At 67.9% G+C, this 14,203-nt stretch carries 12 protein-coding genes; 4 read left to right on the top strand and 8 right to left on the bottom strand.

The window, feature by feature from the left end; translation table 11 throughout:
• Window positions 1–263 precede the first annotated feature (263 nt).
• The 3 genes from FEK34_RS13430 to FEK34_RS13420 are packed head-to-tail and all read left to right on the top strand — an operon-like array spanning window position 264 to window position 3,098.
• Window positions 264–674, top strand: a complete 411-nt coding sequence (locus tag FEK34_RS13430) for a DUF7144 family membrane protein (protein WP_138448218.1) — start codon at window positions 264–266, stop codon at window positions 672–674.
• A gap of 58 nt (window positions 675–732) precedes the next feature.
• A complete protein-coding gene (locus FEK34_RS13425; protein WP_138448217.1) occupies window positions 733–1,392 on the top strand; it encodes a GAP family protein in 660 nt (219 codons plus the stop codon).
• Window positions 1,392–3,098, top strand: coding sequence for a SulP family inorganic anion transporter (locus FEK34_RS13420; protein ID WP_171048206.1), 1,707 nt, complete (start codon window positions 1,392–1,394; stop codon window positions 3,096–3,098). Before FEK34_RS13425 ends, FEK34_RS13420 begins: the two co-directional genes overlap by 1 nt.
• A gap of 306 nt (window positions 3,099–3,404) precedes the next feature.
• Here FEK34_RS13420 and FEK34_RS13410 read toward each other — a convergent pair whose 3' ends face one another.
• Entirely contained in the window at window positions 3,405–4,553 is a 1,149-nt protein-coding gene (locus tag FEK34_RS13410; protein WP_138448216.1) for an RNA-guided endonuclease InsQ/TnpB family protein, read from the bottom strand.
• A 22-nt stretch (window positions 4,554–4,575) separates the two neighbouring features.
• On the opposite strand from FEK34_RS13410, the gene tnpA reads away from it, so the two are divergent.
• Window positions 4,576–5,022: an IS200/IS605 family transposase gene (tnpA, locus tag FEK34_RS13405; protein WP_138448215.1), complete on the top strand. Its 447-nt coding sequence runs from the start codon at window positions 4,576–4,578 to the stop codon at window positions 5,020–5,022.
• Between the two features lie 136 nt (window positions 5,023–5,158).
• On the opposite strand, the gene FEK34_RS13400 is transcribed toward tnpA, so the two are convergent.
• The 7 genes from FEK34_RS13400 to FEK34_RS13370 form a co-directional block, all read right to left on the bottom strand.
• Window positions 5,159–6,124, bottom strand: a complete 966-nt coding sequence (locus tag FEK34_RS13400; RefSeq protein WP_138448214.1) for a DUF389 domain-containing protein — start codon at window positions 6,122–6,124, stop codon at window positions 5,159–5,161.
• A gap of 11 nt (window positions 6,125–6,135) precedes the next feature.
• A complete protein-coding gene (locus tag FEK34_RS13395) occupies window positions 6,136–6,342 on the bottom strand; it encodes a hypothetical protein (protein ID WP_138448213.1) in 207 nt (68 codons plus the stop codon).
• 142 nt (window positions 6,343–6,484) lie between these two features.
• Window positions 6,485–9,124, bottom strand: coding sequence for a LuxR C-terminal-related transcriptional regulator (locus FEK34_RS13390; RefSeq protein WP_171048205.1), 2,640 nt, complete (start codon window positions 9,122–9,124; stop codon window positions 6,485–6,487).
• Window positions 9,125–9,310: 186 nt separating this feature from the next.
• Window positions 9,311–11,128, bottom strand: a complete 1,818-nt coding sequence (locus FEK34_RS13385) for an alkyl/aryl-sulfatase (protein WP_138448211.1) — start codon at window positions 11,126–11,128, stop codon at window positions 9,311–9,313.
• Between the two features lie 85 nt (window positions 11,129–11,213).
• Entirely contained in the window at window positions 11,214–11,588 is a 375-nt protein-coding gene (locus FEK34_RS13380; protein WP_138448210.1) for an SHOCT domain-containing protein, read from the bottom strand.
• 133 nt (window positions 11,589–11,721) lie between these two features.
• Window positions 11,722–12,387 (bottom strand): GAP family protein, encoded by a 666-nt coding sequence (locus FEK34_RS13375; protein WP_138448209.1) that lies wholly within the window; start codon window positions 12,385–12,387, stop codon window positions 11,722–11,724.
• An 89-nt stretch (window positions 12,388–12,476) separates the two neighbouring features.
• Window positions 12,477–14,153: a SulP family inorganic anion transporter gene (locus FEK34_RS13370; protein WP_138448208.1), complete on the bottom strand. Its 1,677-nt coding sequence runs from the start codon at window positions 14,151–14,153 to the stop codon at window positions 12,477–12,479.
• Between the last annotated feature and the right edge of the window lie 50 nt (window positions 14,154–14,203).

Below are 14,203 nucleotides of genomic sequence, written 5' to 3'. Positions count from 1 at the left end.
AAACCTCACGATCGTCTCGGATGGGCATACGTGTGGCCGAGGCTATGACCGGCTCCCGCTGCTCCGAGAGGAGTTCGACCAGGTTTGGGCGCACCCCCAACCACGCCCAGGTGTCGCTGGTACCAGCGACAACCACGACCGATCCGGGCCGACCGGGGCCGGCGCGCCGGATCAGGCCGGTCATCACCCTCGACGGGTGAAGCGGATACGCGTCGAATCGGGGACATTCGGATCACTATCCGCACCCCACGAAGGGATCAACGATGTCGCACTCCTCTGAAACCGACTCTCCGGTGAAGCAGGGCTTCGCGGCGGGGACCTCCATCGGCGCATCGATTCTGCTGCTCACCGTTGGTGTGCTGTCGATCCTCCAGGGCATCTCGGCGGTCGCCGAGGACCAGCTGTTCGTCGTCGGCATCGAATACGTCTACGAATTCGACACCACCACCTGGGGCTGGATCCACATCATTCTCGGCATCGTGCTGGTGATCAGCGCGATCGGACTGATGATGGGCACCACCTGGGGGCGTATCGCGGCGGTGACCATCGCGGCGCTGTCGATCATCGCCAATTTCCTGTGGCTGCCCTACTACCCGCTGTGGTCGATCCTGATCATCGCGCTGAACATCGTCGTGATCTGGGCGGTCACCACCTGGAACCCCGAGCAGATGTGAGGTCGTTTCACCCGCAGCGTGTGACGTGGCGACGGCAGCGGATCCCTAGGTTGACGGTATGGGCGCCGTAATCGGAGATCTGCTGCCGTTGGCCGTCGGTGTGGCGATCTCGCCGATCCCGATCGTCGCGGCCATCCTGATGTTGCTGTCGGCCAACGCAGGCAAGACCAGCACGGGCTTCGGGCTCGGCTGGGCGGCCGGCATCGTCGCGGTGACCGCCGTCGTGGTCGCCTTGTCCGGCACCCTCGGCGATTCCACCGAGGACCAGCCGTCCGCGGCCGCCTCCTGGATCAAGATCGTCCTGGGTGTGCTGCTGATCGCGCTGGCGATCAAACAGTGGCTCGATCGCGCCGATACCGCGGTGCCGGGCTGGATGCAGGCCATCGACGAGTTCGGATTCGGCAAGGCCACCGGGCTCGGTGTGCTGCTGTCGGCGGTGAATCCGAAGAACCTGCTGCTGTGCCTGTCCGCCGGTGTCGTCATCGGCACGAGCGGGCTCTCGGCCGGCGGCGACGTGGTGGCGGTCGTGATCTTCACCGTCCTGGCCGCATCCACGGTGCTGGTGCCCGTCATCGGCTACGCGGTGGCCGCCGACAAGCTCCGCGGCGGGCTCGACAGCATGAAGGGCTGGCTCCAGGCCAACAACCACATCGTGATGGCGATAGTGCTGCTGGTGATGGGCGCGGTGGTGCTGGGCAAGGGCATCGGCGGGTTGTGATGGATACCCCAGATCGCCGGCAATCACCGGCCAGGGCATGGCCGGTGTTCCTCTCGTTGCAGCACTACCAGCGCGGCTGGCTGCGCCCGGACGTACTGGCCGGGCTGACGGTCTGGGCCGTACTGGTGCCCGAAGCCCTGGCCTACGCCTCCATCGCCGGGGTACCGCCGGTGGTCGGACTGTACGCGGCGATCCCCTCGCTGGTGTTGTACGCGCTGGCAGGCAGTTCCCGGCATCTGGTGGTGGGCCCGATGTCGGCGACGGCGGCGCTGTCGGCGGCGATCATCACGCCCCTGGCGGGCAGTGACGGCGCGCGTTTCGTCGCCCTGTCGACGGCGCTGGCCATCGCCACCGGCATCGTCGGGTTGATCGCCGGGCTGATCCGGCTCGGCTTCATCGCCGCGTTCATCTCCGAACCGGTGCTGAAGGGTTTCATCGTCGGTCTGGCGCTGACGATCATCATCGGCCAGGTGCCGAAACTGTTCGGTATCGAGAAGGAGCCGGGCAATTTCTTCGAGCAGGCGTGGGGCGTGCTCCGGCATCTGGGCGATACCCACTGGCGCACCCTGCTCATCGGTGTGCTGTCGCTGGCGGTGGTGCTCGGGCTCAAACGCTGGCTGCCACTGGTGCCGGGCTCGCTGCTGGCGGTGCTGCTCGGCATCGCCGCAGTCGCCGTGTTCGACCTCGATGAGCATGGGGTCGCGATCGTCGGCCACATCGACGCGGGCCTGCCCTCGGTCGGCATGCCGGACGGAATCGGGGTCGGCGACCTCATCGACCTGCTCGGTCCCGCGGTCGGCGTGTTGCTGATCGGTTTCGCCGAAGGGCTGGGCGCCGCGAAAACCTATGCCGCCAAGGCCGGTTACGAGGTCGACGCCAACCGCGAGCTGTTCGGGCTCGGCGCGGCGAACCTCGGGTCCGGGCTCAGCTCGGGCATGGTGGTCAACGGCAGCCTGTCCAAGACCGCCGTCAACGGCAGCGCGGGCGCCAAAACCCAGCTCAGCGGGCTCGTGGTCGCGGTACTCGTGGTCCTGACGCTGCTGTTTCTGACCGGGCTGTTCGAGAACCTGCCAGAAGCGACTCTGGCGGGTGTGGTGATCGCCGCGGTCATCGAGCTCGTCGACATCGACGCGCTGCGCCGCCTCTACCGGGTGTGGACCGCCCGGCTCGGCAGCATCTACGGCCACGCCGCGCGCGCCGATTTCCTCGCCGCCATCGCCGCGATGGCCGGTGTGCTGCTGTTCGACACCCTGCCCGGGCTGGTCATCGGCATCGGGGTGTCCATGCTGCTACTGCTCTACCGCACCTCACAGCCGCATATCGCGACCTTGGCCAGGGACGGGACCCGCTGGGTCGACGCCGAACGTCATCCGGAAGTCGAACGCAGGCCCGATGTCCTGGTGGTGCGCGTGGAATCCGGGTTGCTGTTCGCCAACGCCGACTACGTCAAACAGCACATCGAGGCTCAGTGCACCGACCGCACGAAGCTCGTCGTCCTCGACGCCGAGACCTCCCCCGTCATCGACGTCAGCGCGGCGCAGATGCTCGCTGAACTGCGGACGACGCTGGCGCGGCGCCGCATCGATTTCGCGGTGGCGCGTGATGTCGGGCAGTTCCGGGATGCCCTCGGCCGCGCCGCTTCCGGCGCCGAATATGTGCCGGTGTTCCCCACGGTGCGCGAAGCCGTCGACGCACTCGATCGGTGACCGCGACAGCCGCCTACACAGTAGTTGCCGTTTCGCCGCGGCGAACTCGTCGTCGGACAGACACCGGGCATGGGCTGCGGGGTGGCTGTGGCGGCGCCTGCTGCTGAGGGGCGTAGGCCTGACTCTCCGCCGCACGCAGCTGGGCCCGCCGGTCCACAGCGTTCGCCGTCGCGCGCGCGGTCCCCGAAATCGAAATCGGGTTCTGTCATGTGTTTGACGTCCTCCCGGCCGTGAACGACCGGGATTCCTGCTGCGGCGCGGTGCGCCGCTGCGGTGGGTTCCTGTTTCACTGGGGCTCGCTTTCCGCTAGGCGGAAAGACTGACGGTCCCTCCGCAGGCGTTTAGCCACTCCGCCCGTCCGGCGGCGTGGATGTTCTTGGCGGCGTTGAGGTCGCGGTCGTGGACCGCCCCACACGCCCGGCACTGCCACTCCCGCACCGAGAGCGGTTTCGGCCCGTCCAGCATCCCGCACGCGGAACAGAGTTGGCTCGACGGGTAGAACCGGTCCACCTTGGCGAAGGTCCGCCCGTAGCGGGCGGCTTTCTCCTCCAGCATGCGGGTGAACATCGCCCACCCGGCATCGTGGACCGACTTCGCCAACCTGGTTCGCGCCAACCCGGCCACGCACAGGTCCTCGACGAACACCGCTTGGTTCTCGCGGATGATCGCCGTGGACTGTTTGTGCGCCCAATCCCGGCGCGTGTCGGCCACCGTGGCGTGAGCTTTGGCGATACGAACGCGCGCCTTGGCCCGATTGTTGGAGCCCTTCTCCTTGCGGGACATCGCCTGCTGCGCCTTGCGGAGCTTGCGTTCGGCGCGGCGCAGGAACTTCGGGGAGTCGATGATCTTGCCGCTCGACAACACCGCGAATGTGGTGAGCCCCAAATCGATACCCACCTCCGAGCCGATCGGCGGTAGCGCCTCGTCGGTGGTCTCGACCACAAACGACGCGAAATACCGTCCGGCCGCGTCCTTGATGATCGTGACACTCGACGGAACCGACGGCAGCTCCCGCGACCAACGCACGGCCAGTTCGCCGACCTTGGCCACATACAGCTTCCGGTTGTCTCGCACACTGAATCCGTTGCGGGTGAGTCGGATCGCCTGCCGGTTGTCCTTGCGGGACCGCAACCGGGGCGCGCCGACCTTGCGGCCCTTGCGCTTGCCCGATATCGAGTCGAACCAATTCCGGTACGCCATCCGTGCGTCCTGACAGGCTTGCACCAGCACCACCGACGACACCTCGGCCAGCCATGCGCGTTCGGGCGTGCGCTTGGCCTCGGTGACTACCCGGCGTTGCACCTCGGTATCGCCGATTCTCTCCCCGGCCGCGTAAGCATCGCGCCGGACGCGCAGTGAGTCGTTGAACACCACCCGCGCACATCCGAACGCCTGCGCCAGCCTGCCGGCCTGGCCGGGCGTCGGGTAGACGCGGTACTGGTATCGCAACTGCACACCGCGACACTACCGTAGGTCTATGGTTTCTGAAGCCGAATACCGGCGTGGCCGATCCGTAGTTTCGGCACTTCACGTTCACTTGGTCTTTGTGACCAAGTATCGGCGAGGCGTCCTCAACGACGCCATGCTCAACCTCTGCGAGGCGACCATGCGCGAAGTCTGTGCCGACTTCGACGCCCGACTGGTCGAGTTCAACGGAGACGACGACCACGTCCACGTCCTGATCGAGTACCCACCCAAGGTAGCGATCAGCAAACTCGTAAACAGCCTCAAAGGTGTCTCCGCCCGCCGACTACGCCACGAGTTCACCAGCCGAGTGAACCGCCACAGCATGAACGGGCACCTATGGTCGCCCAGCTACCTCGCCGCATCCCGCGGCGATGCCCCCATCTCGATCGTCCGCCAGTACATCGAACAACAACGCCGACCACCCCGCGCCCCAGGAAGACCGAAACTGACGCGCTAACCCGGACCTGAAGGACCGAGCTTGCGCGCTACGTTTCACCGTCACGGCCAGCCCTTTCCTCGGTGAACGGCCGTAGTACAGGTATGCCGTAGATCGGTCGGGTGGCGCGTCACCCGAAACGGATGAAACGCGGGGTCTACTGGGTGATGCGGCTGCCGACGGTGTGCACGATGACGACATCGGGGTGCCACGGCACCAGATCACGTACGGTGCGCTCGAGCTCCTCGACCGGCGGCAACTGCTCGGGCGCCAGCACGTGGATGGTCGCCACATCGTTCTGCACGCTGACATCGGTCACCTGCGCCCCGCTCACCGGGTCCAGCCAGGATCGGGCCGCGTCGGCGATCTGGTCGGCCCACAGCGACGACAGCGAATTCACCACCATCGGAATGGCGACCACGATCAGCCCGGCGGCCAGCACGGCGTAGGCCCGCCCACGCCGCATCGCGCCGGCACCGGCCTCCCGGTGGTATCCGGTGGCGACGAGCACCAGCGTCGCGGTGATGATCATCGCGACCATGTTCGAGGCGAACAGGACGAACGCGCCGAGCGCCAGGCCCGGCGCGTCGGATCCGAGGCAGACGCCCACCACGGCCAGCGGCGGGACCAGCGAGATGGCGATCGCCACGCCGGGCAGCACATCGCCGACGTCGCGGCGGATGATGGCGATGACGCCGACCAGCCCGGTGGCCAGCGCGGCGGTGAGGTCCATCAGTTTCGGCGAAGTGCGGCCGAGCACTTGCGAATTGGACAGCACGTTCGTCGGATTGGGCAGCAGTTGCGAGAACAGGAACCCGACCAGCACGACCAGCACGATGCCCGCCAGCACCAGCAGCAGACTACGCGCGATCAACGGCCCGCGTCCGGTGGCGATGCCGAGCCCGACGCCGAGGATCGGCACCGACAGCGGCGCGACGATCATGGCGCCGATGACGGTCGCCGTCGAATCGCCGACGACGCCGGAGGCGGCGATGATCCCCGACAGGGTGAGCATGATCCAGAACGCCGACCGCTTCGTCGTCGACTCGCCGACGCCGAGATCGAGCCGGTCGGTGAGTTCGTCGAGCGTGCGCCGCTGACCGGTGGGAACCAGCAGATGCATGGCCGCTCCCTTCAATCGGGTAGTTGACGCATCTCGAGCAGGGTGAGCCCGAGATTGTCGATCCGCGCGAGGATGGCGCGCATCGCGGTCGGCCCGGTCAGCGGCCCGTACAGCACCGTGGTGCCCTGTCGATGTCGCCCCGGGGTGAGTTCCGGGAAGGCGGCCAGCGCGCGTTCGGACAGCTCCCCGTCGAGGATGAACTCGTAGCGGATCGGCATCGGGGCGCGGCCTCCCTTCGATGGACGCTGTCCTCGCTGAGGATGAGTGGGCTACCGGTCGAGTGTGGGCCGCGCCGGGTCGGAGAACCTCATCCCCCGCGGGTGAACTCGCGGCGGCGCTTCGCCGGCGGGGCGGCCCGGCTCAGAGCAGTCCGCTGCGGCGCGCCTCGGCCAGGACCTCGGTCCGGGAATTGACGCCGAGTTTGGTGTAGATGCCACGCAGATGGGTCTTCACCGTATTGACCGAAACGCCGAGATCGGTGGCTATCTGCTGGGTGGTGCGACCGGAAGGTAATTGCCGCAGGATTCGGTGCTGGGTGCTGGTGAGTGCGGGATGACGGTGCTCGCGCGACGCGGCGCGATTACGGCGCACCGCCGCCACGAATTCCTCGTCGCCGCCGAAACTTCCGGCGAATTCATCCAATTGCTCGAGCGCGCCGGGAATATCGAGGAAAGGCCGGACGATGTGATCGGGCGCGGCGATGCGCACCGCCGTTTCGACCGCGCTGATCGCCTTGGTCCCATTGCCGAGATCATGGTATGCGCCGGCGATCAGCAACCAGGCGGCGACCAGCGGCACCCGATCCGGTGGCTCGGCCGCGGTCAGCAGCGGCTCCAGCACTGTCAGCACGGTCCTCGGCCGATGCGCGGCCGAGGCCACGGAGGCAGCGGCGACCTCGACCTCCGGGACGTCGCCGAAAGTCGCCCGCGCCTGCTCGACGAGCAGATGCGCGGTGCGCGGCTCCTGTACCCGCAGCAGTGCCCACACCACATGCGGTATCAGCCCGCCGCTGACCGCGGCGGACGGGTGCACACCCAGCAGTTCGGAGGCGGCGTTGCGCAGCAGATCCGCGGTCAGCCGCCGGTCCTTGGCCCGATCGAAGGTCACCAGATTGGCCACGATCTGCGCGGGCAGGCCGGCGGTCGGCGCTGTCTGCCCGTCCATGCTCGCACGATCGGCCAGCAGACCGGTGACGAGATCGGCGGCCGGGGCATCGCCCTGGAGGTAGGCGCCGAACGCTTCGAGGGCGGCGGCGTGCGCGGCATCAGGGGTCTGCCACAGCCCATGCTCGGCCGACACCGCCAGCGCCCGCTCGGCCCGGCGCCGCATCGTCGTGATGGATCCCGCCCGCCCGGATGCCACGGCGAGCCGGGTGATCGCACGCAACCGCAGGCGTGGATGACCGGAGGTCTCGGCCAGCGCCAGCGCCATCCGCAAGCGCTGCTCACCGGCGTCGATCTCATCGCGCATGATCGCCACGGTCGCCGCCGCGATGGCCAGATAGCACTCCAGCTCCGGGCGGTCGCCCGAGACCACCATCGGCGGCAATTCCAGCCCGGCCACCGAACCGGCCGTGGCCACGGCGATTTCGGCATCCACGGCGCTGGTCAGCGCGGTGACCACCGCGGGAGCGGCCAGCGTCGTCGTGGCCTCGGCCCGGCTGCGCAGGGCGTCACGGAATGCCAGCGCCGCCGGGAAATCGCCGCTCAGCAGGGCGTCGATGGCCCGCAGCAACAGCAGGAACGGATCCTCCAGCACCACCGTGTCCGATTCGGCGAGCGCGTCGAACAGGGCAGGCCCACCCCCGGCGATGATGTCCGAGAGCGCATGGGTGGACAGGAAGTCCAGCAGGTGCCGCGGATCCGACAGCGCGGTCAGATGCGCGACAGCCCGGCGGGATTCGCCCGCCGCGGTCAGCGAACGCGCCGTGCGCAGCCGCAGATCGTCGTGGACGCCCGCGCCGAGACGGTTCACCTCGGCCAGGAAATAGGCGCGCAGGAAGGGGTGGTAGGTGTACCAGATGGTGCCGTCCCGCACGACCGCCGTGAGCGGATAACTCATCCGTTCCAGTTCATGCAGCCAGAACGCCGCACCGCCGCCCACCAGTTCGTCGGCCAGCTGTTCGGTGAACTCGGTGGGCACGCTGGTGTGGGTGAGGAATTGCCGCATGGCCGGGGGCAGGGTGTCGATCAGCTCGCCGACCAGCAGGTCCGACACCGAGTTGGGCATCCGGCCCAGCACCGCGAGTGCGGTGGCGTAATCGCCGGGATGCGCGGCCAGGTAGATCGCGGCGATCCGGATCAGCGCCGCCCAGCCGTGCGTGAGTTCCATCAGGGTGGCCAGTTCGGCCTCGGCGAGGTCGCAGCCGTGTTCGAGGCACAGTCGACGCGACTCCTCGGCCGATAGCGCGAGATCGTCCGCACCCCAGCGGATCAGCCGCGACTCCAGCTCCAGCAGATGCCAGCGGATGGGCGGGTCGAATCGTGCGCAGATCAGCACGGTGAGATTCGACGGCGCATGCCGCAGGAAATGCTCCAGCCCCGCCAGCGTCATCGGGTCGGTGATCAGGTGGGCGTCATCGAGGATGATGATCCGTGGCTGCCCCAGCCGCTCGATATCGGCGGCGAGCTCGGCCGCTTCGGTGGTGGGAGCCCGCAGCCGGTCCGGGGACTTGGGCTCCATGCCGAGGCGGCGACGCAGGTCCGACCACAGTCCGTTCACGGTGTAGCCGTGCTCGGCAATGGTCAGCCATGCGATACGGGCATGGTCGCGGGCACGGGCGTCGACCTGGCGCGCCCAATCGGCCAGCAGAACGGTCTTGCCGCTGCCCACCGGCGAGCAAATCATCAGCACCCGGCCGCACGGGGTCGCGGTGAATTCGTCGAGGGCGGCGAAAAGCGCCGGGCGGGAAATCGGGGTGAAGGGCACTGCGGGAATATCCGACGGCCCGGTAGCCGGATCCACATGATGGGGCGAATCGAGGTCGTGCGAACCAGCCATCATGCCTCCGACGCGTGACGGTTCAATACCTACCTTGCTCCCGGCGGAGTTTACCGGAACACGCTCCTTTCAAAATGGTCGCCGGAATCTCGATTCCGTATCGTCCCATGACCGTATGACCGATGGTGCACACACAAGTGAACCCACCATCGGCTTTTCCCGATGGTGGGCCGGTGCACGAACGGGTCAGGGAGTCACGATGGCGAATCGCGGATCGGGCGTGTCGAGGAATCCGACCAGCCTGGTGAGCGCCGAGAGCTCACCGTCGAACGCCACACCCTCTCCCCTGCCCGACAACAAGTTCAGCAACTGCGGCTTCGTCATGGTCATGGTCAGGTCCGCCGGGCCACGCAGTGGCGCGTGCGGCGTCGCGGTGCGATGGGTGAGCGCGCCACGAGACAACGTCAGCCGGATGACGCGGTCCTCGTCGGTCAGCTTCCAGTCGATGGTGCAATCGAACTCGGCGGCGCGTGGGCCGTCGATGCGCACGGCCAGCGAATCGATGATCATGTCGACGGTCAGCGCACCCATCATCTCCGGATCGGCGGTGTTGAGGTCGGAGGGCGTGGGCCCGTGCCGCAGTTCACGGGCGCCGACCAGGAAGAAGTTGCGCCAAGTGCCGTTCTCGGACCCGTAGCCCAGCTGGTCGTACACCTCGGCCAGCGCGTGCCTGGCCGCGTCGTTGCCGGGGGCGGCGAACACGGCGTGGTTCAACAGGGTGGCCGCGAACCGGAGGTCGCCACGCTCGGCGTACTCGCGCCCCTTGGCGATGACGGCATCGACCCCGCCGTAGTCGGCGACGTAGCGGGCGGCCAGTTCCGCGGGCGGGTGCTCCCACAGATGCGCCGGATTGCCGTCGAACCAGCCCATATAGCGCTGGTAGATCGCCTTCGCGTTGTGGCTCAGCGACCCGTAGTACCCGCGATTGGCCCACACCCGGTCCAGCGCGGGCGGCAGGGTCAGCTCTTCGGCGATCTCGCTGCCGGTGAGCCCGCGGTTGGCCAGCCGCAACGTCTGGTCGTGCAGATACGAGTACATGTCGCGTTGCAGCGCCAGCCATTCGGTCCAGTTCTCGCTGCCCCAGGTCGGCCAGTGGTGCGAGGCGAAGGCGACGTCGGCCTTGTCGGCGAACAGCCCGATCGCCTCGTCCAGATAATGCGCCCACACCCGGCTGTCACGCACCAGCGCGCCGCGCAGGGTCAGCACATTGTGCATATTGTGGGTCGCGTTCTCCGCCACGCAGAGCGCACGCTGCTGCGGGAACAGGAAATTCATCTCCGCGGGCGCTTCGGTGCCGGGGGTCAGCTGGAAGACGATCCGCACACCGTCGATCTCCTCGACCTGCCCGGTCTCGGTGATGTCGACCGTCGGCGGAATCAGGGTGACCTTGCCGGTGGAGGTGGTCATGCCGAGGCCGCAGCCGATCTGCCCGTCGGGGGCCTTGTCCAGGCCGGTGCCGTACATGAAGATGGCGCGCCTGGTCATCGCATTGCCCGCGTAGACGTTCTCGCTCACCGCGTGCTCGAGGAACCCGCTCGGCGCGAGGATCGGCACCGCCGGATGCCCGTCGGGCACCACACCCTTCGCCCCGCCGAAATGGTCGGCGTGCGAATGCGTGTAGATCATCGCGGTCACCGGCCGGTCGCCGCGATGACGCCGGTACAGCGCCAGCGCGGCGGCCGCGGTCTCGGCCGAGATGAGCGGGTCGATCACGATGACGCCCTCGCGGCCCTCGACGATCGTCATATTCGACAGGTCGAAGTTGCGCACCTGATAGATGCCCTCGGTGACCTCGAACAAGCCCTGCTTGCTGCACAGCTGCCCCTGCCGCCACAAACTGGGATGCGCGGTAGGCGGGCACGGCTCGGACAGGAACCGGTAGGCGCCGATATCCCAGATCACCCGGCCGTCGGCGGCGCGGATCTGCGGCGGGTCGAGCGCGTCGATGAATCCGCGGTCGGCGTTGTCGAAATCGGTGGTGTTCGCGAAGTCCGGACCCGTCATGTGTCCTCCGCCTCGAGAGTCGTCGGGTGAGTGCTACGGGCTCGCACCCCGATCCGCGTCCGGCCGTATCCGGGCCTCGGCCGGTTCAGCTGAGTGCCTTGGCCTTCAGCTGGTCGAATTCCGCCTGCGAGATGGTGCCGTCCGCGAGCAGCTTGCGGGCGTCGGCGATCTGCGCGGCCGGGCTGGTACCCGCTGTCTCCCTGATGTATTCCTGCTGGGCCGCCTGTGCCTCGTTGATCGCGGCCGCCTGCCGCTCCGACATGCCCTTGCCGCGCACGATCAGATACACCAGTGAGGTCAGCAGCGGAAGCACGAACAAGAAGACGATCCACACCGCTTTCATCCACCCGGACGTTTCGCGGTCGCGGAACAGGTCGCCGATGATGAAGAACAGCAGCAGCAGGTACGCGATGAACGCGAAACTCATCAGGATCAACCAGAACACATCCCACACCGACATCTCGAACCCCGATCGTGTCGAGCTCCCGGCCGCTGTCCGCCGGGGGCGAATAGGGCGAACGCTATCGAGCGCGACCCGCGACCGGCTCACCCTTCATGGGTGAATTCGCTCGCGGGCGCGGGGTGATCGGCGGCTATTCCAGCAGATCCACCAACCCGCGTGCGGTGAACAGGGCCCCGAAACCGAAGAGCACCGCCAGCGACATGAGCCGGGAATTGCGGATCATCCAGATCTGCATGGCATCCAGCCAGCGCTGGGCGTTCTCGCCGGCCAGATAGTAGACGCCGATCGGAACCAGGAAGTCCAGGCAGGCCGCGAACAGCAGCAGCGCGGTGGCCTCCAAGGCGGTCCAGGTACTCGCGTCGGAGCTGGAGATGATGCTCATGCCCGACATCATCAGAAACAGGTTCGGGTTGAGCACGGCCAAGGCGATGCCGATGACGAACGCCCGCTGCGGGCCGCTGGCCTGCAAGTCCTGCAACAGTTTCGGTGGGTCGTTGCGCGCCCGAGTCGCGGGGCGGCGCACCAGCACCCACAGCCCGGCGATCAGGAACAGCAGGCCCACCGCCAATCCCGTGCCGTGCGCGACATCTTTCGACGTCGCGCCCGGATCGGAGGCGCCGCCGAGCAGCGCGGACATCGCGATCAGCGCGTACACGCACAGGAACGCGCCGCCGAAGGCCAGCGCGTTCTGGATCGGGCGCCGCGAGTGCAGCAGCAGGATGCAGCCCGCGATCGCGCCGGGTGTCACGACCAGCCCGGTCATCTCCGGCAGCAGCAACACCAACAAGTCGGCCATTCTCGGCTCCTCGACTAGGTACGACCGCGGCCCTCTCACGCTAGGAACGGTGCAGGTCCTGCCACGTCATGCGTTCGGGGTGAAATGAGTCATTCGTCCGGCCGCGCCGAGCGCAGCCGGGCCTGCGCGTACGCCGCGAGCGTCGACTCCCCGATCGTCGCGGTGGCGGGGAAGAATTCGAGCCGCACGCCCTGTTTGTCGAGCAGTTCATCGGTCCAGAAATCACGCACCCGCGGATCGACGCCGCTGAGGTAGAGCGCGCCGTCGACCTGGTCGAGGCGGCGCACGTAATCGGCCACCACCGCGAGAAATGTCGCGCTGACGGTGGTGCGCCCGCGTAGCCGCAGGATGACCGTCGGCGATCGTGCGCCGCTGGGATCGGGCAGCCGGGCCTGTAGCGTGCGGGCCCCGGCATAGAACAGGCTGCCGTACACGTCGAGGATCACGATCTCGCCGTCGATCAGTCGTCGCGGCGCCGGCTCCTCCACCAGGTGATCACCACGGACCGCGAGCCGTACGACTTTCAGATCCATCGCCTCGCGATTGAGCTGCAGGATCAACGACAGTGCCACGCCGATCCCGACCGCGGCGGTGACCGGCAGCAACAACGTCGCGAGGAAGGTGGCGGCCAGCGCGATCCGTGAGGTCGATCCGCTGCTCCAGATCGCCGACAGCCGCACCGGATCCATCGCCCCGAAGGCGGCCATGATGAGCACGGCCGCCAGCGTCGGCATCGGCACCTCGCCGACCAGCGGCGCGAATATCACGAGGATGGCCAGCATCCAGATGCCGGACCAGATCGCGCCCCAGCGGGTGCGCGCGCCCGCGGTGGCGTTGAGCGCGGTCTGGCCGACCGACCCGCCGACCGGCATACCCCGAAACAGCGCGGCGGCGATATTGCCGATGCCCTGGGCCTGGAAGTCGCGGTTGGCCTCCGAATGCGATCCGTCGGGGTTCGGCACCGATTGCGCCACGCCCGCGCCCTGCACGAGCACGATGATCGTGACGGCAGCGGCGCCGCTGATCAGGCCCGGCGACAACACCGTGAGATCCGGCAAACCCGGTAAGGGGAATCCCGTCGGAATCGCACCCACATCCGACACCCTGGCCACCGAATCCCAGTCGAAGACGACGACCAGCAGCGTGGGCACCACCAGCGCCGCCAGCGAGCCGAACAAGCGGAACCTGGTGCGAGCCAGTCCCACCAGCAGCACGAACGCCGTCACCCCGACCGTCAGCGACGCCAGGTCGATCTCCCCGGGATGGGTGAGCACGTGCACGGCCTTCAACACCGCGAGGTCGGCGTCGGCGTCGACGCCCGTCATCTGCGCCAGCTGCCCGAACACGATGTTGGCCGACACCCCGATGAGGAATCCGGTCATCACCGAATGCGAGACGAAGCGTGTGTAGCGGCCCAGGCGCAGCACGGCGGCGAGGATCATCAGGATCCCCGCGATCAAGGTCAGCATGGTCAGCGCCGCCGCCCGGTCCTCCGGCGCGACGCCGGTCAGCGCCGACCCCGCCGCCAGCGCGGACGCACTGGTCGCGGTCACCACCATCAACCGGGTACTCGTGGTGAAACTGCCGAACAGCCGCCCCGCCATGCTCCCGTACAGCCCGTGCACCGGGCTCACCCCCGCCAGCGCCCCCGCCGCCATACCGTCGGGCACGCTGCCGATGGCACCGGACAACCCCGCGATCACATCGGCCTTGCGCATGCGTTCGCGGGGCAGCAGGTTCCGCCGCCGCGACGCCGGCCCCCGCACCGTTCAGCAGCTTCCGTCGCTCATATCCGGCTCCTCCCGAGTCACCCTCC

The sequence above is a fragment of the Nocardia cyriacigeorgica genome (assembly GCF_005863245.1).
Lineage (GTDB): Bacteria > Actinomycetota > Actinomycetes > Mycobacteriales > Mycobacteriaceae > Nocardia > Nocardia cyriacigeorgica_C.
The sequence above is the reverse complement of the archived record's forward strand: the minus strand, read 5'-3'. Positions and strand labels throughout refer to the sequence as shown.